The sequence below is a fragment of the Streptomyces sp. NBC_00310 genome (assembly GCF_036208085.1).
Lineage (GTDB): Bacteria > Actinomycetota > Actinomycetes > Streptomycetales > Streptomycetaceae > Streptomyces.
The window spans coordinates 7080474-7100588 of the sequence record NZ_CP130714.1 but is presented as its reverse complement, the minus strand read 5'-3'; the positions used below and the strand labels follow the sequence as shown (position 1 = coordinate 7100588).

Here is a 20115-nt window from a genome sequence, read left to right as displayed (position 1 = left end):
CGGGCCGGCTGCGGATACCAGCCTGCCCGAAATCCCAGGGGCCACCCAGGCCACGGCTTTGCGTACGTCCGCTGGTCCTACCACTGGCGGGGTCAGGCTCATGGGCGTACGACCGTGAATACTTGTCGTATGAACGAACAGCCCGAAGCCGTACAGGAGCCGCCCTTCGGCGAGGCCGGAGCCGCCGGTGCGCTGGACCGGCGTGCCGAGCTCAGCGAGTTCCTGCGCACCCGGCGGGCCCGGCTGAAGCCGGAGGACGTGGGGCTGCCAGCCTTCGGGCGGCACCGGCGGGTTCCCGGGCTGCGCCGGGAGGAGCTGGCGCAGCTCGCGGGTGTGTCGGTGGCGTACTACACGCGGCTGGAGCAGGGCAACGGGCGCAACGTGTCGGCGGAGGTGCTCGACGCCATCGCGCGCGCCCTCCGGCTGAACGACGCCGAGCACGCCCATCTCACACATCTCGCGAAGCCGAAGGCGCACAAGAAGAAGCGGTCGGCCCGTCCGCAGCAGGTGCGGGGGGCCCTGCGGCAGCTGATCGACACCCTGGACGGCATCCCCGCGTACGTCACGGGCCGGCGCTCGGACATCCTTATCTGGAACCGGATGGCGGCGGCGGTCTTCGGGGACTGGTCGGCGCTGCCGGCACAGGAGCGGAACTGGGCGCGGATGGTGTTCCTGCGGCCCGACTACCGTGATCTGTACGTCGACTGGGACCAGAAGGCTGCCGACATGGTCAGCTATCTGCGGATGGACGCGGGCTGCCATCCGGACGATCCGCTGCTGTCGGCGCTGGTGGGCGAGTTGTCGGTGAAGAGTGAGGAGTTCCGGCGGCTGTGGGCGACGCACGACGTGAAGGAGAAGAGCCACGGGCTGAAGCGGATGTGCCACCCGCTGGTCGGTGACCTCACCCTCTCCTTCGAGACGTTCAGTCTGCCCGACGACCACGAGCAGAACCTGATCACCTACCACGCCGAACCGGGCTCCCCCTCCGCCGACGCCCTCCGCCTCCTGGCCAGCTGGGGCACGGACGCGACCCGCAGGCCGACGGCGACGCCTTAGGGGGTCGCCGTTGGATCTCCGCAGCGTCCACGGAGATCCATCGGAAGCCCCTGGGGCTCCTTGGGCCGTACGCGAGACGGCCCGCCGGAGGCAGCACCCCTGGCGGGCCGTCGCGGTCACGGGCGCCTGGCGGGCCGTGCCGGTCACGCACGCCCGCCGGGGCGCCCCGCGCTCACGTGCCGAAGTAGGCGTCGTGGATCGTCACCGTCGACGTGTTCCCCTTCTTGTCGCTCACCTCGGCGCGCAGCGACACGCTCTTGCCCGCCGCCGGAGTCCCGTACGTGAACGTGCCGTTCCTCACGGCGACCTCGGTCCACTTCTTGCCGTCGCCCGACACGTACACGGCCAGCGACTTGAGGTTCTTGCCTGCGGCCGCCCCCTGCACGGTGACGCGGACGGTGCCCTTCGTGCCGGCCGGGGCCGTGCTGTCGAGGCCCAGGAACGGGGCGCCGAAGCGGACCGTGGAGACCGGGAGTTCCGTGTCGTTCGCGGTCTTCTTCGACGTGAAGGTCCAGCTCGCGTCGATCCGGGAGGAGGCCGTGGCCAGCTCGGCCGCCCGGGAGAGGGACGTCGTCAGACGGTAGCGGGCGAGGTCCGCCGGGACCGTGAACCGGCCCGACCCGTCCAGCGCGTCCTCGCCCGAGGCGAACTTCTTCCCGTCGCGGTACAGGGTCGTCGTGACCTTCTCGTAGAAGGACGCCCCGTCGTGCCCCTGCCCGTCGGCGAACATCGGCAGCAGGCCGTACAGGTGGTTCCCGTCACGCCGGATGCCGTAGAACCCGGTGAGCCGCGGGCCGAAGACACCGACGTTGAAGGTCTGGGCGTACGTCTTGCCCGCCTTGTAGGTCCGGCTGTCGCCGGCCGTGTAGTAGGCGTCCAGGATCGGGAAGCCCTGTTCGTCCTCCGCGCCGTACTGCTCGAAGTCGAGGCTCCACCTCACCCCGTCGGTGGCGGACAGATACAGCGTGCGCCTGCCGGGCAGCGGCTGCGGTACGGCCACGGCGGGTGAGCCGGGGCTGCCGGGAAGCCAGGCCCAGGGGATGACGGCGCCCTTCTTGCCCGCGGCGGAGGAGCCGAGGCCGGTCTTCACCGTGGCCAGGTCGCCCTTCTTCCAGCGCTTGGTGAAGCCGGTGGCGAGCCTGTCGACCTTGCCACCGGTGGCGACGGCGTACTGGGCGCTGTCGCCCTTGGTCCACTGGCCCGCCCAGTTCTGGCTGAGCCGGCCGCCGGTGAGCCGCGGACCGAGGTGCGCGGTACGGAACCCTTCGTAGGTGTCGAGCAGCCAGCCGAAGGTGTACCCGCTGCCGCCCACCCGGAGGGTGAAGTCCGGTGCGGCGAAGGCCGGTTCGGCGGCCGGGTCGGGCACGGTGAGGTCCACGGGTTTCGTCTTGCGGGCGTCCAGGGTGAGGGAGGTCTTCCGGTCGACGGTCAGCGTCGGCCGGGACAGCCAGGCCGTTCCCTTGCTGTGGTCCCGCGGATCCACGACGATCCCGGCGTTGAGGATGTAGGTCCCCTCCGGCACCCGCAGCTCGACCGTGCCGTCCTTGTCGTACGGCGTGAACCACGCGCCCTCGGCGAGCCCGGAGACACCGGTCAGGTCGAGCATGTGGTGGACGGCCGGCTCGCCGTCCCGGCCGACCATCCTGAGCGTGACGTCGTACGCCTCCGCCTCGCGCCGCACCGCCGCCGCCGTGCGTACGCTCCGGCCGCCGCCGACGGCGGTGACGTACGCGGAGTAGGCGCCGTCGAGGCCGCCACCGAGCCTGGTGTCGACGATCACCTTCACCGTGGCCTTGCCGCCCGCGGGAACGGTGACCTTCTTGGCGCCGAGCTTGAAGAACCCGGCCGGGGCGGGCTTGCCCTTCGGGTTGGTGCCGGTCACCGAGAGGCCGAGGGTGACGGCCTTGGAACCGAGGTTCTTGTAGGTGAGTTTCCTGGTCACCGGCTTGTCGTCGGTGTGCGGCCACTCCTGGACGCCGAAGTCGACCGAGACCGGGGCGGCGACGACGGTCTGCTTGACCGCCTTGTCGACCCGGATGCGCCCCGAGCCCTGCTCGAAGGGCGTGTACCGGCCCCCCTTGGCCGACGCGACGAGGGCCGCCTTCAGTTCGCGGTACGTCCACTTCGGGTGCTGCTGCTTGAGGAGGGCGGCGGCGCCCGCGACGTGCGGGGTCGCCATCGACGTACCGGAGATGGTCAGGTAGCCCTTGGGCTTCTGGCCGACCTCCCGCTCGATGACGCTGCCCGGGGCCGCGGCGGCGGTGACGGCGACGCCGGGCGCGGTCACGTCGGGCTTGATCTGGCCGTCCAGGCCGGGGCCGCGGCTGGAGAACGAGGCGAGCCTGTCCTTGTCGTCGACCGCGCCGACGGTGAGCGCGGCGGCCGCGCTGCCCGGCGAGCCGACCGTCTGCCCGCCCCCCTCGCCCTCGTTGCCGGCGGCGACCGCGAAGAGGATGCCCTTCTCGGCGGAGAGCTTGTTGATCTCCGCCTCCATCGGGTCGACCTCGGGGGTGTCGCCGCCGCCCAGGCTGAGGTTGACCACGTCGGCGCCCTGCTCGGCGGCCCACTCCATGCCGGCGATGATGCCGGAGTCGTCGCCGTATCCCTCGTCGCTCAGCACCTTGCCGTTGAGCAGTTCGGCGCCGGGCGCGACCCCCTTGAACCTGCCCTTGGAGCGGGCCCCCGTGCCCGCCGCGATGGAGGCGACGTGCGTGCCGTGGCCGTACTTGTCCGTGGTGTCGGGCGAGGTGGAGAAGTTCTTGGCGGCAGCCACCTGGCCCTTGAGGTCCGGGTGGGTCGCGTCGATGCCCGTGTCCAGTACCGCGATGGTGACGCCCTTGCCGTCGAGGCCGGCCTTCCAGGCCTTCGGGGCGCCGATCTGCTGGACGGACGTGTCGAGGCTGACCTCGCGGACGCCGTCCAGCCAGAGGTTCGCGACCCCGGTGGCGGTGGTGCCGTCGGCGTCGGTGAGCGCCTTCCACAGCGCGGCGGCGTCGTCCCGGGGGGTGAGCACCGCGTCGGCGTTCAGGGTCCGCAGGGTGCGGCGGACCCGGGTGTCGCCCGCGTCCCGTACGTCGGCCCGGGCTCCGGCGGCGGTCCCCGAGTAGCCGACGATCAGCTTCAGGCCCTGCTTCTGGGAGGTGCGGGTCACCGAACGGTTCAGCTCGGTGACGTCGAAGAGCCGCTGGTCGACCCTCCCGGTGGAGATGAGCCGGGCCGCGTCGGCCGGCAGCACATAGGTGTGGCCGTCGACCTCACGCAGCTGGACCGGGACGCCCGCGCGGCCCTTCGCCCGCTCCAGGCCGAGCACGCGGCCCTCGGCGTCGACGAGGACCCGGTCGCCCGTGACGAGGGTGATGCGGTGACTCGCCCTGAGGCCGGCGCCGCCCCCTCCCCTGAGGTCGTCGAGGTTCTTGAGGCCCTTGATGCCCGTGAGGCCCTTGATGCCCTTGATGCCCGTGAGGTCCGCCACGGTCGTGCCTGTCACGTCGGTCATCCCGGTCGCGTCGGTCATGCCCGTCGGACGCTCGGATATCGCGGACGCCGGGCCGGTCGTTCCCGCCGCCAGCGCCACGGCCGACGCCATGGCGATCGTGGCCGTGCACGCGCGCTTCACATGTCTGCGCAAGTCTCCCCCTTGGTCCGACAGGGGGACCTTCCGCACACATACGCGTCAATTCCCCCCGGTCTACGCAGTATGACCGGGGGTCAACTCGCGCCACACGCCTCGCGGCTGGGCGCAAAGCGGCGAACCCGGGGCCACGCGCAAGCCGCACGCGCCCCGGACTCCACGCCGACGCGCCCCAAACCCTGGGCGCTCGACGCCGCGGGCACCTCACGCCCCGGCGTTCTCCTTCACCGTGATGCGCCCCTTGCGGATCGTCGCGACCCGGGGGGCCTTCTTCGCCAGCGCCGAGTCATGGGTGACCATGATGAAAGTGAGCCCGTGCTCCTTCCACAGCGTCTCCAGGACCTCCATGATCTCGTCACGCGTGGACTCGTCGAGGTTGCCGGTGGGCTCGTCCGCGAGCAGTACCTTCGGCCGCTTCACCAACGCGCGGGCGATCGCGACGCGCTGCTGCTGACCACCCGACAGCTCGGCCGGCAGATGCCCCAGCCGATCCCCCAGCCCGACCGACTCCAGCGCCTCGGCGGCCCGCTCGCGCCGCTCCTTCGTCTTCACCTTGAGCGGCACGAGAGCCGTCTCGACGTTCTCCTGCGCGGTCAGCGTCGGAATCAGGTTGAAGCTCTGGAACACGAACCCGATGTTCTCGCTCCGCACCTTCGTGAGCCTGCCCTCCGACAGCCTCGCCAGATCGGTGCCGTCCAGCTCGATGCTCCCGTCGGACGGCTTGTCCAACCCCCCGAGCATCTGGAGCAACGTGGACTTCCCACCCCCGGTGGGCCCCTGGATGACCAGCCGATCCCCATCCGCGACGGTGAGATCGACCCCGTCGAGTGCGGTGACGGTGTCCTTGCCGCGCGCGTAGCGCTTGGTGACACCGGTGAGTACGTACATGTGCAACTCCTGTGAGGTGTGAGGGGGTTGACGGGGTGATCCGCCTGGACCGGCCTGCCTACTCCACGCGCCGCAACGCGTCCGCCGGCCTCAGCCGCGAGGCACGCCACCCACCGAACGCCCCCGCGATCAGCCCACCTGCCACGGCCAGCCCCACCGCGAGGGCGATCGTGCTGACGCTGACAGGCGCCGTGAGAGCCACTTCCAGCGCGTTCGAAGCGGCCTGCTGCCCACCACCGGGGCCGCCTCCACCGGGGAAGCCACCCCCGCCGGGCCCGCCGAAGCCACCACCCGTCGCCCCGACCTCCGCCTGCAGCGTCGGACTGATCGCCGTCACGACGTACGCCCCACCGAGCCCCAGCGCGATACCGAGCGCACCGCCCACCAGCCCGTTGACGACGGCCTCGCCGACCACCTGCCGGGTCACCCGCCCCGACTTCCACCCCAGCGCCTTGAGCGTGCCGAACTCCCGTACCCGCCGGGACACGGCCGAGGAGGTGAGGAGCCCGGCCACCAGGAACGCGGCGATGAGCACGGCGATGGACAGCCACTTGCCGACGTTGGAGGCGAGGCCGGAGGCGGTGGACAGGGACCCGGAGACCGTCTTGGCGAGGTCGGCGGAGGTGGTGACGGTCGTCCCGTCGATGTTCTTCTGGATGGCCGCCTTGACGCTGTCGATCCGCTGCGAGTCGCTCGCCTTGACGTAGATCGTGGTGACCTTGTCCTTGGAGTCGCTCAGCGTCTGCGCCTGCTTCAGCGGCATGTAGAGGTTGGCCGCCGCGTCCCCGCTGTCGGGCGTCGCGATCCCGATGACCTCGTACTTGACGCTGTTGATCGTGACGCTGTCCCCGACCTTCAGCTCCTTCTCCTTGGCGTACGACGTGTCCGCGACCACGACCTTCGCGTTCGTCTCGGACGTCGTGAACGTGCGACCGCTGGTGATCTTCGAGGAGGTCAGGGGGCCCAGGGCGGGCTCGGTCACGTCCATGCCGTACACCGAGTAGTTGTCGACGTCGAACTCGGCGCCGCCGCCCTCCACCCGCCCCTCGGGCTGCCCGGTGCCGCCGTTCTGGCCGCCGGGACCGCCCTGCTGCCCGCCCCCGGCGCCCTCGTCCTGCTGGAACCGACCGGCCCGGAACTGCCCGTCCACCTTGATGACTTGGAGGCTGAGACCGCCGACGGCCCCGGAGACGCCCTCCTGCTCGGCGACCTCGGTGACGGTCGAGCTCGCGAGGGTCTGGAAGCCCTGGACCCGGACGAGGTCGCTGCTCTGCTCCGCGTCGGAGTCGTCGTCCTGGGCGTCGAACTCGAACCGGGGCCGTTCGCCGCCGTTCTCGCCGGGCGCGGCGGCGGCCTTGGTGACGGTCATGTCCGTGCCCAGGCCGTACAGGGATTCGAGCACGGTGGCCTGTGCCTTCTCCATGCCCGACGACACGGAACTGACCACGATCACCAGCGCGATGCCCAGGGCGAGGCCGGAGGCGACGACGAGTGCCGCTTTTCTGCGGCGGCGCAGTTCGCGCCTCAGGTAGGTGAAGAACATGTGCGGCAAGCTAGGGACGCCGCGTGATGATGGGATAAGCCCTCGATAAGAGCCTGATGAGAACCCTGTGCGCACCCCCGGAAACACCGATGCCGCCCCTGAGGGCGGCATCGGTTTGTCCCATCTGGCGGCGGATCAGACCGCGGAGCCGGCCTTCCAGTCGGCCCAGCTCAGGTTCCAGCCGTTGAGGCCGTTGTCCGGGGCGACGGTCTTGTCACCGGTGTTCCGGATGTCCACGACGTCACCGACGATCGAGTTGTTGTAGAACCAGGCGCCCTCGGTGTCGGGGTCGTTGGCACCCTTGGTGTCGTTCAGGCCGACACAGCCGTGGCTGGTGTTGACGTTGCCGAAGACCGAGTCGGCGCCCCAGTAGTTGCCGTGGATGAACGTCCCGGAGGTGGTGAGGCGGATGGCGTGCGGCACGTCCTTGATGTCGTACTCGCCCTTGCCGTCGTCGTCGGTGAAGCCCACGGTCGCGCCGTTCATGCGCGTCTCCTTGAACTTCTCCGACATCACCATGACGCCCTTGTACGTCTTGTTCTCGGGCGAACCGGCGGAGATCGGGATGGTCTTGACGACCTTGCCGTCCTGCGTGACCTTCATCGTCTTGGTCTTGGCGTCGACGATCGAGACCTGGTTGCGGCCGATCTTGAAGGTCACCGTCTTCTGCTGCACACCGTAGACACCCTCGGCGCCCTCGACCCCGTCGAGCGCGAGCTTCAGGGTGACGGTGGAGCCGCCCTGCCAGTAGTCCTCGGGGCGGAAGTCGAGGCGGTTGGCGTTGAACCAGTGCCCGACGACCTCCTGGCCGGAGCTGCTGGAGACGGTGATCCCCTTCTGGACGGCGGACTTGTTGGTGATCGCCTTGTCGAAGTTGATCGAGACCGGCATACCGACGCCGACGGTGGAGCCGTCCTCGGGCGTGAAGTTGCCGATGAAGCTGTTGGCGGGCGAGACCGTGGTGAACGAGGCGTTCTCGTGGGCCTCGCGGCCGTCGGAGTCCTTGGCGGCGGCGGCGATCTTGTAGCCGGTGGACCGCTCCAGCTGCACGGTGGGCGACCAGCTCTTCTTGTCGGCGGATATCTCGCCGTCGACAGCGGTGCCCTCGGCCGTGGTCATGGTCACCTCCGTGAGCGTGCCCTTGCTCACCGTGACCTTGGCCGAGTTGTTGATGGAGGCGTTGTCCGAGCCGTCCTTCGGCGTGATCTTGATCTCGGCCTCGGAGGTCTTCTTGGCCGCCGCCTCGTCGGCCTTGGCCTGCGAGGAGTCCCCGCCGTCGTTCCCGGACGCGTTGTCGCCGTCGCCTCCGCTGCACGCAGAGAGCACCAGCACCCCGCCGAGCAGTGCGGACGCGACCGACAGGCCCCTGCGCCGCTTACTGTTCGTCATCACACGCTTCTCCATCGTTGCCGAATCCCCAAAACCCCGAAGATCCCCGTAAGCACTTAAACACCACTACGGCGCTGGGCCGTTCCGCTCGCGCGGATATGTGGGATACGCCACTCCACCCGCATCGGATCGTCGGCGACCCGGCGGTGCACAAGTGACTGGTGCGACTCATGAGACGTAAGAACCCCGGGCGGCGGTTGCCGCCCGGGGCCATCAATCTCCCGAGCCGCTCAGCCGAGTCAGTCTTCTTCGTCCTCCCGATCATCATCCTCGCCGAGACCCCATTCCGGCGAATCGGGGTCGTAGTCCACGCCCTCGCTGCTCCAGGAGGCCTGGGCGAGTTCGACTCCCGGGACCTCCCCGACCAGGTCGAACGGGTCGATCAGGTAGGCGAGGGCCTCCGCCGTGTCCTCCGTCACCGCGCTCTCGGCGTGTACCCGCTCATCGGCAGGCATATCGGAGTCGGCGGCGATCCGCCGCAAAGCGGCCCCGGTGATGGCCTCCACGTCCTCGACTTCCACCACCAATTCGACGCGAAGCCGGACAAACTGTGATGTCTCAGTTGTACTCATGCTCCGGAGCGTACGGCTCACAGGTCACGCGACTTTCCCACGACCCGCGCCTTTCATTAGCATCGCTCTCTACGGCCAATTCGCCAGCACCACAAGGGGATCGATATTCCGTGTCCGTCGCACGTCGCGCGTCGTCCACCGCCCGCCGGTCGCTGCTGACCGCCACCGCCGCGGGCACCCTCCTGGGCGCCCTCTGGTTCGTGCCGTCGGCCAACGCGACGCAGGAAGAGCCCGCCATACGGCAGCAGACGACGACCACGACGGCCGACACGGACGCGACCACCGGCGACAACCGCGAACTCGCCGACACCGGCAGCCCCAACACCACGCCCTACCTCGTCGGCGGCACCGCGATGCTCGGTCTCGGCGCGGGTTTCGTCGCGTACTCGATCCGCCGAGAACGCGAGGCGTACGGCCCGTTGGGCGGCGCGTAGTCGCCCGTTCCCCGCGCCCCTGCTTTTCAGGGGCGGGGGAAACCGCGCGAGCAGAGTCAGGCGAGCGGCCCGGTGACGGACTCCGCCGCGGCCACCAACCGCCCGTCCCGAACGAACGCGTCGGCCAACGCCAGATCCGGCGCGAGAAACCGATCAGGCCCGGGCCCCTCGACGCCGGCCTCACGCACAGCGGACACCACCGCCCGCGTGGCCGGCGCGGCCACCAGCCCCTCCCGCAGCTCGACGCCACGCGTACCGGCGTACAACTCGACGGCCAGCACCCGCGTGAGGTTGTCCACCGCGGTCCGCAGCTTCCGCGCCGCCGCCCACCCCATCGACACATGGTCCTCCTGCATCGCGGAGGACGGAATCGAGTCGGCCGAGGCCGGTACGGCGAGCCGCTTCAGCTCACTCACGAGTGCCGCCTGCGTGTACTGCGCGATCATCAGCCCGGAGTCGACCCCGGGGTCGTCCGCGAGGAACGGCGGCAGTCCGTGCGACCGGTTCTTGTCGAGCAGCCGGTCCGTCCGCCGCTCCGCGATCGACGCGAGGTCCGCCACCGCGATCGCCAGGAAGTCGAGGACGTAGGCGACCGGCGCCCCGTGGAAGTTGCCGTTGGACTCGACCCGCCCGTCCGCCAGGACGACCGGGTTGTCGACCGCCGCCGCCAGCTCCCGCTCGGCGACGAGCCGCGCGTGCGCGACGGTGTCGCGCCCGGCCCCGGCGACCTGCGGAGCACACCGCACCGAGTACGCGTCCTGCACGCGCGGCGCGTCGTCCTGGTGGTGCCCGGTGAGCCCCGACCCCTTCAGCACGGCGAGCATGTTGGCCGCGGACGCCGCCTGCCCTGGATGCGGGCGGATGGCGTGCAGCTCGGGCGCGAGGACCTTGTCGGTGCCGAGCAGGGCCTCCAGGGAGATCGCGGCGGTGATGTCGGCCGACGTGTACAGCCGCTCCAGGTCGGCCAGCGCCATCACCAGCATGCCGAGCATGCCGTCGGTGCCGTTGAGGAGGGCCAGCCCCTCCTTCTCGCGCAGCTCGACCGGGGCGATGCCGTGCTCGGCGAGCAGCTCACCGGCGGGCCGTACGACCCCGTCCGGGCCCTCGGCGTCACCCTCGCCCATCAGCGTGAGCGCACAGTGGGACAGCGGCGCCAGGTCGCCGGAGCAGCCGAGGGAGCCGTACTCGTGGACGACGGGGGTGATCCCGGCGTTGAGGACGTCGGCCATGGTCTGCGCGACCTCGGGCCGTACGCCGGTGCGGCCGGAGCAGACCGTCTTCAGCCGCAGGAACATCAGCGCGCGGACGACCTCGCGCTCCACCCTCGGCCCCATGCCGGCCGCGTGCGAGCGGACGATGTTGCGCTGGAGCCGGGCCCGCAGCTCCTGGCTGATGTGCCGGGTCGCGAGGGCGCCGAAGCCGGTGGAGACCCCGTAGACGGGCTCCGGCTTGGCCGCCAGCGCGTCCACGATCTCGCGGGCCGCGGCGAGGGCGGCCACCGCCTCGTGGGAGAGCTCGATCCGGGCGCCGGCGCGCGCCACGGCGAGGACGTCGGCCGCGGTGACCCCGGACGTCCCGAGCACCACCCTGTCCACAGAGTGCATATCCATATTCAGGATCGTAGGGACTGAATCGCCGAATGTCACGACCGAAGGAGGGAGGGGCTCCTTACTTCGCCGCACGCCCGCCGTGCACCCGCCGTGCACCCTCCGCCCGCACGCCGCACGCACGCCGCCAGCGGCCGGCCACCGTATCCGCCGACCCGGCTATCCGCGTAGATCAGAAACTGATCGGAGAACGATCAGGAATTCATCAGAGATTGATCAGAATCCGCAGGTCAGCGCCTTTCCGGCACGCGCACGCGAGTAGGGTCGACGTACCGGACGACGCGGGGCCGCGCTCCTTTCCGGGCCGCCCTTCGCCCCTGCCCCTTCCGGCCCACGGCCCACTCCCCCCTTGGCCGTGGGCAGCCCAGGACCGCGCGCCGACTCGACCCGCCGCGCGGCCCGCCCTAGGACCGGCGCCCTCGAATGCGGCGCCGGTCCCCCGGGTGCTCGGGATCGACCGGCGCGGGCGGCCGGTCGGCGAGACTGACCACCGGGTCCTCCGCGCCCTCGCCCTCCCGGCCCGCGACGACCGGCTCGACGGAACCGGCGGCCTTGGCCCGGTACTGCGCCGCGTCGGCCAGCCGGAAGAGCCGCCGGGCCGAGCGCAGCGGCCCGATCGGATCCCCGGTGGACGCGACCCCGCACGCGACCCCGTCGCCCGGCTCCAGCTCCCGCGCCCGCACGCAGAGGTCCCCGGAGACCCGCACCACGTCGTCCGCCGACGGCCCCACCGCGAGCAGACAGAACTCGTCCCCGCCGAGCCGCGCGACCAGCACCCCGGGCAGCTCGGCCGCGCAGCGCGACAGCACGGAGCCGAATCTCTCCAGCAGCTGATCCCCCATCGCGTGCCCGTGGGAGTCGTTGACCTTCTTCAGGCCGTTGAGGTCACAGACGACGAGGCTGATCACCGTGCCGTCACGCCGGTGCGCCTCCATCGCCTCGTCGAGCCGGAGGTCGACCGCGCGCCGGTTGCCGAGCCCGGTGAGGGGGTCGGTGAAGGCGAGCCGCCGGGCCTCCTCCAGCCGCTCGGACTGCGCGAGCCCGGCCGCCACGACCGAGGCGAGCACGGTCGCGAACGCGGCGTCGTCGCGGTGGAAGACGGGCTCCCCTGCGGGCCGGGCCACGTACAGCTCGCCCCACGCCCGGCCGTTCATCACGACGGGCGCCACCACGCAGCAGCCCCGCCCGCGCCGGCGCAGCGCGGCGACGCGCTGATGGCAGTAGCCGCCGGGCCGCCGCCCGGCGACCGGCCCGGCCGCCGTCTCCACCCAGGCGTTGGGCTCACCGCCCTCGAGCCACCGCTCGTGCAGGAACTCCGCGATCTCCGGGAACTCGTGCACCGGATACGTCTCGTCCTCGGGGAACTCCTCCTCGTCCACCGCCCGGTTCCCCACGTTCACGAGCACCCGCAGCAACCCTCGCTCCCGCTCCCACACGGACAGCGCGGCGAAGCTGCCCGACAGGGCCCGGCACGACCCGTCCGCAGCGGCCCACCACGTCTCCCGCGACGTACGCGCCCCAGCCATCCCCCGCGCCAACGCCACCACGGCCCTCAGCCGCCTGTCCTCTCCCATCTCCCCAGGCTAGGGAGCTTTGATCCGATTTGAGACGTTAGTGGGGCGAACAGGGGTACGGGGGCGCCGGTGGCGGGCAGTCGGCTCCACGGGAAGGGGTGCCCCGCCCTCCCCGCGCCCCGGCTCCACGGGAAGTGGTGCCCCGCCCTCCCCGCGCCCCGCCGGTCGGCGTCCCCGGCGAACCCCGTGGCCCGTGCCCCGTGGCTCACTCCCCCGGCCAGTCGGGCTTCCGCTTCTCGTTGAAGGCGGCCACGCCCTCCGCCCGGTCGCCCGAGAACGCTACCGAGCGCCACGCCGCGTCCTCGACCTCCAGACCGGCCCGCAGGTCGAGCCCCTGCCCCAGCCGCAGCGCTCGCTTGGCGGCGCGCAGCCCGACGGGCGAGTTCGCGGCGATGCGCGCGGCCAGGGCCAGGGCCTCCTCGCGGTCCCGCCCCTCCTCCACCAACGCGTCCACGAGCCCCGACTCCCGCGCCTCCTCGGCCTCCAGCCGCCGCGCCGTGAAGATCAGCTCGGCGGCCCGCGCGGCCCCCACCCGACGCGGCAGCAACTGCGTGCCCCCGCCGCCCGGGATCACCCCCACCGACACCTCGGGCAGCCCCACCACCGCCGTACGGTCGGCCACGATCAGGTCGCAGGAGAGGGCGAGCTCGAAGCCGCCGCCCAGCGCGAAGCCGTGCACGGCGGCGATCGTGGGCATCGGAAGCTCCAGGACGCCGGTGTACGCCGCCCGCGCGACGGGCCGCTGCCGCACCAGATCGGCGTCGCTGAAGGAGTTCCGCTCCTTCAGGTCCGCGCCCACACAGAACGCCCGCTCGTGCGTCGACGTCACCACGACCACGCGCACGTCCCGATCGGCGGCCAGCGCCGCGCACGCCGCCGCGACGGAACGGGCCATGTCGGTCGACACGGCGTTCATGGCCTTGGGCCGGTCGAGCGCGAGCTCGGCGACGTACCCATGCCGCCGCACCCCGACGAACTCCCCGAACCGCCGCTCCCCTTCTCCCTCCATCCCTACCGCCCGCTCCCCTGCAGCGCCGTCACCCATGAATCCCTCCCGGTTAACGCGGGTTAACTACCGTCGCCCCGATCATCGCAGCCGACCCCGCCGGACGAAAGCCCGAGCGAAGCCCAGCCGCCCGGTGGGCGGGTTCGCGGGTCAGCGGCGCGGAGGGGCGCTCGCGAGGGCCTTGGTGGCGACACCATCGGACCGGCCCAGGCAGGGGACGGCCTTGACGGCACCGTCATCCACGGGCCCGGCCCCCCACCCCGACGAGAGCCCCGCGGACCGCGCCCGTTGACAGGTCCCGGCGAGCTCGTCCCCGTACGAGTGACATCCGGACCTTCTCCGGCCGCACCGCCCACCCCGGCACATACTCTGCGCTCCGCCAGGGCGCACCGGGGGACACGGGCGCGCAGGGGAGGGAAGAACCATGACGACGAACACGGCCACCCGGCCGACGCCGACCACACCACGGGCGCCGCAGCGACCGCCGACACCACCAGGACCGCCTACGGCACGGCCGACTTCCACACCGGCGTGGACGCCGACGGCATCGTCGAGATCTCCGCTGGCATCGGCGTCCACGGCGCCGGCGGGGTCGTCTGCGCCCTGGAGGCCGTCGGTGGCCCCGGGGCCGCCGGCGATGCCCCTCTCGCCCGTCGCATCCGGGGCATCGGCGGATCCCGCGGACCGGGTCGGGACCGCCGCCGCCGACCACGCCGCTCCCCGGCCGCGAGGGCGGCACCGGCGGCCCCGGCCCCGGAAGTTTCTGTTCGCGGTGGGCGGGATGGCCTTGGCGGCGGGTGCACTGAGTCTCGTACGGCTGGCGTCGGGCCCGGTCGGCGGCTCCGACGCGGCGGGCCCGGCGCCGAGGGCGGCGGACGACGTCACGGACGAGGCGGCCCACGCCGGAGCGACCGTGCGGAGCGAGCCCTCGGCCGACGCGGGCACCCCGACCGCCGACACCCCCATGGGCGGCGACTCCACACCGACGCGGCCCCCGTCACCGGGAGCAACCACTCCCCCACCGACCCCGTCCACCTTCCCGCCCGCCCCCTCCATCGGCGTCGGCTTCCCCTCCGTCCCCGGCGCCCGCGACGTCCCCAGGACCCCACAGACCCCACCCGCTCCGGACGGGCCCCCGGCGACACGCACCCCGGATTCCCTCCGCCCGGCCCCGGCCACCCCTGCCCAGCCCCCGGCGGCAGCCCCCGAACAGCCGACCACCCCCGACTCCCCGGACTCCCCCGGCGACACGACAGCCCCCACGAAGCCCACCAAGCCGGGCCTCTGCGTCCCGATCGTCGGCCTGTGCGTCGACGAAGCCCTGGGCAGGTGACGGAACCCTCGCTGCCGCCGCCGGGGCGCGCCCCGGCCACACAAGGCCGACCACGACGGCCCCGGGCAGCAGACGGCCACGGCGGCAGAGGGCCACGGCAGCGTGGTCTGCCTGGGTGTTGCGGGTCTGAGCCGCCGGCGTGAGGGCTGAGCCGTCGGCGTGAGGGCTGAGCCTGAGCCCGGGGGGGCTGAGCCTGAGCCCGGGGTGCTGGAGGGGCGTTGTCACGCCGCCGGGCCGTGCCGACGCCGCGGAGCCGTGGCTGCTCGGCGGGCCTTCGTCGGCGTCGCCGCAAGGCCACATAGTTCGGCCCTCACGCCCTCACGCCCTCGGCCACGCGACTCGGACCCTCGTCATCGCCACAACACGCCCGCCCGGGTTCCATGGCTCGGATCGCACGTCCCGGACCACGCGGGTCCGCCCCCACCCATGCCGACGGCCTACACCGTTACGTGCCCGGACCCCTCAGACAGCCCACACCGGCAGAGCACATCGGCAGCCCACACCCTCACGGATCCGGTCCGCCCCTCGAGACCACGCACCCCCACGCGGCCCCTCCTCATTCCTTCCCCGGCCTCCGCGTCAGCAGCCACGGCTGGACCACGCCCAGGCCGCGCACCGGGCGTTGCCACATGGGCTGGAGGGCGAAGCGGTAGGTCGGGGGTTCCTCGCCCTCCTTCTCCGCGGCGGCCGCGGCTTCGGCGGCCTCGGCCTCGGAGGCGGGGGCCTCGCCCGTGCGGGTCAGCTCCTCGGCGAAGGCGCCGTCGACGAGGACCGCGTCCTTGGGCGCTATCGAGGTGAGCCGGCTCGCGAGGTTCACGGTCGAGCCGAAGACGTCGCCCATCCGCGTCGTCACCGTGCCGAAGGCCATGCCGACGCGCAGTTCGGGCATGGTCTCGTCGTTGGCCATGGTCTCGATGAGCCGCAGCGCGATCTCGGCGGCGACACCGGCGTCGTCGGTGGCGTACAGGACCTCGTCGCCCAGGGTCTTGATGAGTCGGCCGCCGTTCGCGGCCACCAGGTCCGCCGCCGTGGTCTCGAAGGCCTCGACCAGCTCGCCGAGCTCTTCCTCCTCCATGCGCCGGGTGAGGCGCGTGAACCCGACGAGGTCGGCGAAGCAGACCGCGAGCCGCCGGTCGACCATCTCCTCGTCGTCCGCGGCCTGCACGACCCGCCCGGTCGCGGCGGCGAGCTGACGCCGCCAGACGTAGACGAGGAACTCCTCCAGCTCCGGCAGCAACAGCTCGACCAGCGGATACGTCACCTCGGTCCGGGTCATCCCCGGCTCCGGCGGCTCGGTCAGGCCCTCCAGGAAGGAGTCGATCTGCCACTCGGCGAGCCGCGCGGTGGTCTGCCCGGTCGAACGGGCCACCTGCACCGCCATGGCCTCGCTCAGCAGCCCCGCCTCCACGAGACCGGCGAGCCGCCGCAGCGCGAGGACGTCCGCCTCGGTCAGCGCCTTGGCCTGGCCGATGTCCGCGAAGCCCATGGCCCGCCAGAAGCGGGACGCCAGCTCCATGGACACGCCCGCGCTGCGCGCCGCCTGAAAGGGGGTGTACCGGCGCTCGGCCCCGAGGATGAGCCCTTCGAGCCGCAGCGCCAGCGGGTCCTCCTCATCGGCGTCCACGCCGTGGGGTCCGCCCCGCTCGAGCGAAGCCGAGAGCGGGGGCGGCTCCACGCGGTCATCCGCGTCCGTGCCGGAGCCCGTGTCCTCGACGCTCACTCCTGCTGCCCTTCCGATCTCCCGCGGTCACGTACTCGACCGGCCTCAACTCTACGGCAGGTGTGCGCCAGCTCACTCCGTCAGGTGGGCCGAAGGGTGCGTACCCCTTTCCGGTGAACGGCGCCCGACGCCCTAGCGGGCCCCCTGGGGGCGGCGCTCTCAAGAGCCGGACCGAGCTGCGGGCAGTCGTGCCGCTGGGAGTGATAAGGGCACCCCCGCTCGGCAGGCCTCCCGGGTGCCCAGGCACCACCGCCCCACACGTCACACAGCTCCCACAGGTCACACAGCCCGCAGATGCACGATGTCCCCCGCCCCCACCGGCTCCTGCACCCCGTCCTCCGTGGCGAGAACCAGCCGCCCGTCCCCGTCCACCGCGACCGCCTCCCCCACGATCGACCGGTCCCCGGGCAGCTCGGCTCGCACCTTCCGCCCCAAGGTCGCGCACCCGGCGGCGTAGGTCTCCTGCAGACCGCTCGCCGCCGGATCGCCCCCGGCCGCACGCCACCGCCCGTACCAGTCCTCCAGCGCCCGCAGCACGGCCCGCAGCAGGGGATCACGGTCCGTGGTCACGGCACCGGCGAGCGCCAGCGACCCGGCCGTCGGCACCGGCAGCTCGTCCTCCCGCAGGCTGACGTTGATGCCGATTCCGACGACCACACCCTCCGCTCCCGCCCGCTCCGCGAGGATGCCGCCGGCCTTGCGCTCCTCACCGCCGACGGTCAGCAGCAGGTCGTTGGGCCACTTGAGGGCCGTGTCGACCCCGGCGGCCCGGGACAGCCCGGTCGCCACGGCGACGCCGGTGAGGAGCGGCAGCCAGCCCCAGTGGTGGACGGGCACCTCGCCCGGCTTGAGGAGGACGGAGAAGAAGAGGCCGGAGCGCGCGGGCGCGCTCCAGGTGCGATCGAGACGGCCGCGGCCCGCCTTCTGCTCCTCGGCGACCAGCACGGCGCCCTCGGGCAGCCGATCGGCGCGGCCCGCGAGGTCGGTGTTGGTGGAGTCGATGACCGGCACCACGTCCAGGGAACTCCACAGCCCGCCCTCCCGGACCAGGGCCCGGCGCAGAGAGGCTGAGTTGAGGGGCGGCCGGCCGAGGTCGGACCAACGGTCCGACCTCGGCTCACCCGGTCCGTTGGACGGGTCTCCTTGTGCACCTGGTGAGGTCGTCATGCAACCCACCCTAGGTTTGACATCCTCCGCCCCGCGATAAGGGGACGGATTCCACCCCTGACGAGCTGAGGTTCAGGGGCGCTCGATCACTTTCGTGACGTCACCCGTCCGGCGTGTCCCGCCGCGACACAGCGATCGTACGGCCGGAAGGGGTCAGGAGTGTGGTAAACGCCGCACTGCCGAACGGTAGGTGCAGCACTACGCTACGGATGAGTAACCCCACACACTTCTGAGCACGTCCCGAACGCGTACCGAGCAGCACGTACTGATCCCTCACGTCCCCATGAGCAGGCAGGGAGCCGCAGCCCGATGTCCGAGCCGGAAGAGCCCGCAAGCATCGACATTCACACGACCGCGGGGAAGCTCGCGGATCTGCAGCGCCGTATCGATGAGGCGACGCACGCCGGCTCCGAGCGCGCGGTGGAGAAGCAGCACGCCAAGGGCAAGCTGACGGCCCGTGAGCGGATCGAACTGCTCCTCGACGAGGACTCCTTCGTGGAGTTCGACGAGTTCGCCCGGCACCGCTCCACCGACTTCGGCATGGAGAACAACCGGCCCTACGGCGACGGAGTCGTGACCGGCTACGGCACGGTCGACGGCCGCCCGGTCGCCGTCTTCTCCCAGGACTTCACCGTCCTCGGCGGTTCGCTCGGCGAGGTCTTCGGCCAGAAGATCATGAAGGCCATGGACTTCGCCCTCAAGACGGGCTGTCCCGTCATCGGCATCAACGACTCCGGCGGCGCCCGCATCCAGGAAGGCGTCATGGCCCTGGGCATGTACGGCGAGATCTTCCGCCGCAACACCCACGCGAGCGGTGTGATCCCGCAGATCTCCCTCGTGGTCGGCCCGTGCGCGGGCGGCGCGGTCTACTCCCCCGCGATCACCGACTTCACGGTCATGGTCGACCAGACCTCGCACATGTTCATCACCGGCCCGGACGTCATCAAGACGGTCACCGGCGAGGACGTCGGCTTCGAGGAACTGGGCGGCGCCCGCACCCACAACGCCACCTCCGGCGTGGCCCATCACATGGCGGGCGACGAGAAGGAGGCGATCGAGTACGTCAAGCAGCTCCTGTCCTACCTCCCGTCGAACAACCTCAGCGAACCCCCCGCGTTCCCCGAACAGGCCGACCTCGCCCTCACCGACGAGGACCGCGAACTGGACACCCTCGTCCCCGACAGCGCGAACCAGCCGTACGACATGCACACCGTCATCGAACACGTCCTGGACGACGCGGAGTTCTTCGAGACCCAGCCCCTCTTCGCCCCGAACATCCTCACCGGCTTCGGCCGCGTCGAGGGCCACCCGGTCGGCATCGTCGCCAACCAGCCGATGCAGTTCGCGGGCTGCCTGGACATCGACGCCTCCGAGAAGGCGGCCCGCTTCGTCCGCACCTGCGACGCCTTCAACGTCCCGGTCCTGACCTTCGTCGACGTCCCCGGCTTCCTCCCCGGCGTCGGCCAGGAACACGAGGGCATCATCCGCCGAGGCGCCAAGCTCATCTACGCCTACGCGGAAGCCACCGTCCCCCTCATCACGGTCATCACCCGCAAGGCCTTCGGCGGCGCCTACGACGTCATGGGCTCCAAGCACCTCGGCGCCGACCTCAACCTCGCCTGGCCCACCGCCCAGATCGCCGTCATGGGCGCCCAGGGCGCGGTCAACATCCTCCATCGCCGCACCATCGCCGCCACCCCCGACGACGAGCGCGAGGCGGTACGCGCCCGCCTCATCCAGGAGTACGAGGACACCCTCCTCAACCCCTACACCGCGGCCGAACGCGGTTACGTGGACGCGGTGATCATGCCCTCCGAAACCCGCCGCCACCTCATCCTCGGCCTGCGTCAACTCCGCACCAAGCGGGAATCCCTCCCCCCGAAGAAGCACGGAAACATCCCCCTCTAGCCACCTCTAGCCCTGCTGGGAGCCGACATGACCATCAAGGTCGTACGGGGCAATCCGACCCCGGAGGAGCTGGCCGCCGCACTGGCGGTGGTCCGGGCACGCGCCGCGGCGGCAGCCACCGAGCCGCCCGGCGCGCCCGCGCCCCGCGACTCCTGGTCCGACCCGTCCCGCATCGCCGCCCACCGCCTGCCGGCCCCGGGTCCCACCACCTGGAGCCGCACCTACTGGCCCGGCTGAGCGGAACCGCCCCTACCAATTTGAGTACGCGTACTCAGGCGCCCGGCCCT

Annotated in this window: 15 protein-coding genes; 5 read left to right on the top strand and 10 right to left on the bottom strand. The window is 71.7% G+C overall.

All coding sequences use genetic code 11. The annotated features are described in order from the left end of the window. Positions 1 to 129 precede the first annotated feature (129 nt). Positions 130 to 1056 (top strand): helix-turn-helix transcriptional regulator, encoded by a 927-nt coding sequence (locus OG202_RS31180; protein WP_327728040.1) that lies wholly within the window; start codon positions 130 to 132, stop codon positions 1054 to 1056. Between the two features lie 172 nt (positions 1057 to 1228). Here OG202_RS31180 and OG202_RS31175 read toward each other — a convergent pair whose 3' ends face one another. From OG202_RS31175 to OG202_RS31155, 5 genes are all read right to left on the bottom strand, one after another. After that, on the bottom strand, positions 1229 to 4684 hold the full coding sequence (locus OG202_RS31175) for a S8 family peptidase (RefSeq protein ID WP_327728041.1): 3456 nt from the start codon (positions 4682 to 4684) through the stop codon (positions 1229 to 1231). 207 nt (positions 4685 to 4891) lie between these two features. Then, on the bottom strand, positions 4892 to 5575 hold the full coding sequence (locus OG202_RS31170; protein ID WP_326578190.1) for an ABC transporter ATP-binding protein: 684 nt from the start codon (positions 5573 to 5575) through the stop codon (positions 4892 to 4894). Positions 5576 to 5633: 58 nt separating this feature from the next. Next, the gene (locus OG202_RS31165; protein ID WP_327728042.1) at positions 5634 to 7118 is read right to left on the bottom strand and encodes an ABC transporter permease; all 1485 of its coding nucleotides are present in this window, start codon (positions 7116 to 7118) and stop codon (positions 5634 to 5636) included. Positions 7119 to 7253: 135 nt separating this feature from the next. Continuing rightward, positions 7254 to 8522 carry a L,D-transpeptidase gene (locus OG202_RS31160; RefSeq protein WP_326578194.1) on the bottom strand — a complete coding sequence of 423 codons (1269 nt, stop codon included), beginning with the start codon at positions 8520 to 8522 and terminating at the stop codon, positions 7254 to 7256. A gap of 224 nt (positions 8523 to 8746) precedes the next feature. Beyond that, entirely contained in the window at positions 8747 to 9079 is a 333-nt protein-coding gene (locus tag OG202_RS31155; protein WP_326578196.1) for a hypothetical protein, read from the bottom strand. 110 nt (positions 9080 to 9189) lie between these two features. On the opposite strand from OG202_RS31155, the gene OG202_RS31150 reads away from it, so the two are divergent. Further along, on the top strand, positions 9190 to 9513 hold the full coding sequence (locus OG202_RS31150) for an LPXTG cell wall anchor domain-containing protein (protein ID WP_327728043.1): 324 nt from the start codon (positions 9190 to 9192) through the stop codon (positions 9511 to 9513). A 56-nt stretch (positions 9514 to 9569) separates the two neighbouring features. Here OG202_RS31150 and hutH read toward each other — a convergent pair whose 3' ends face one another. The 3 genes from hutH to OG202_RS31135 all read right to left on the bottom strand — a co-directional run bounded on the left by hutH (position 9570) and on the right by OG202_RS31135 (position 13739). Beyond that, positions 9570 to 11108, bottom strand: a complete 1539-nt coding sequence (gene hutH, locus OG202_RS31145) for a histidine ammonia-lyase (protein WP_405896097.1) — start codon at positions 11106 to 11108, stop codon at positions 9570 to 9572. 416 nt (positions 11109 to 11524) lie between these two features. Next, positions 11525 to 12694, bottom strand: a complete 1170-nt coding sequence (locus tag OG202_RS31140; protein WP_326578200.1) for a GGDEF domain-containing protein — start codon at positions 12692 to 12694, stop codon at positions 11525 to 11527. Positions 12695 to 12899: 205 nt separating this feature from the next. Then, entirely contained in the window at positions 12900 to 13739 is an 840-nt protein-coding gene (locus OG202_RS31135) for an enoyl-CoA hydratase/isomerase family protein (RefSeq protein ID WP_326578202.1), read from the bottom strand. Between the two features lie 742 nt (positions 13740 to 14481). Here OG202_RS31135 and OG202_RS31130 point away from each other — a divergent pair. After that, complete coding sequence (locus OG202_RS31130; RefSeq protein WP_327728044.1) at positions 14482 to 15033, top strand: hypothetical protein; 552 nt, start codon at positions 14482 to 14484, stop codon at positions 15031 to 15033. A gap of 556 nt (positions 15034 to 15589) precedes the next feature. Here OG202_RS31130 and OG202_RS31125 read toward each other — a convergent pair. Then, entirely contained in the window at positions 15590 to 16753 is a 1164-nt protein-coding gene (locus tag OG202_RS31125) for an adenylate/guanylate cyclase domain-containing protein (RefSeq protein ID WP_327728045.1), read from the bottom strand. Positions 16754 to 17032: 279 nt separating this feature from the next. Then, positions 17033 to 17920 carry a biotin--[acetyl-CoA-carboxylase] ligase gene (locus OG202_RS31120; protein ID WP_326578208.1) on the bottom strand — a complete coding sequence of 296 codons (888 nt, stop codon included), beginning with the start codon at positions 17918 to 17920 and terminating at the stop codon, positions 17033 to 17035. A gap of 309 nt (positions 17921 to 18229) precedes the next feature. Here OG202_RS31120 and OG202_RS31115 point away from each other — a divergent pair, with 309 nt between their 5' ends. Both OG202_RS31115 and OG202_RS31110 read left to right on the top strand, forming a co-directional pair. Continuing rightward, positions 18230 to 19828 (top strand): acyl-CoA carboxylase subunit beta, encoded by a 1599-nt coding sequence (locus OG202_RS31115; RefSeq protein WP_327728046.1) that lies wholly within the window; start codon positions 18230 to 18232, stop codon positions 19826 to 19828. 27 nt (positions 19829 to 19855) lie between these two features. Beyond that, positions 19856 to 20065, top strand: a complete 210-nt coding sequence (locus OG202_RS31110) for an acyl-CoA carboxylase epsilon subunit (protein WP_184904269.1) — start codon at positions 19856 to 19858, stop codon at positions 20063 to 20065. The last annotated feature ends 50 nt before the right edge of the window (positions 20066 to 20115 follow it).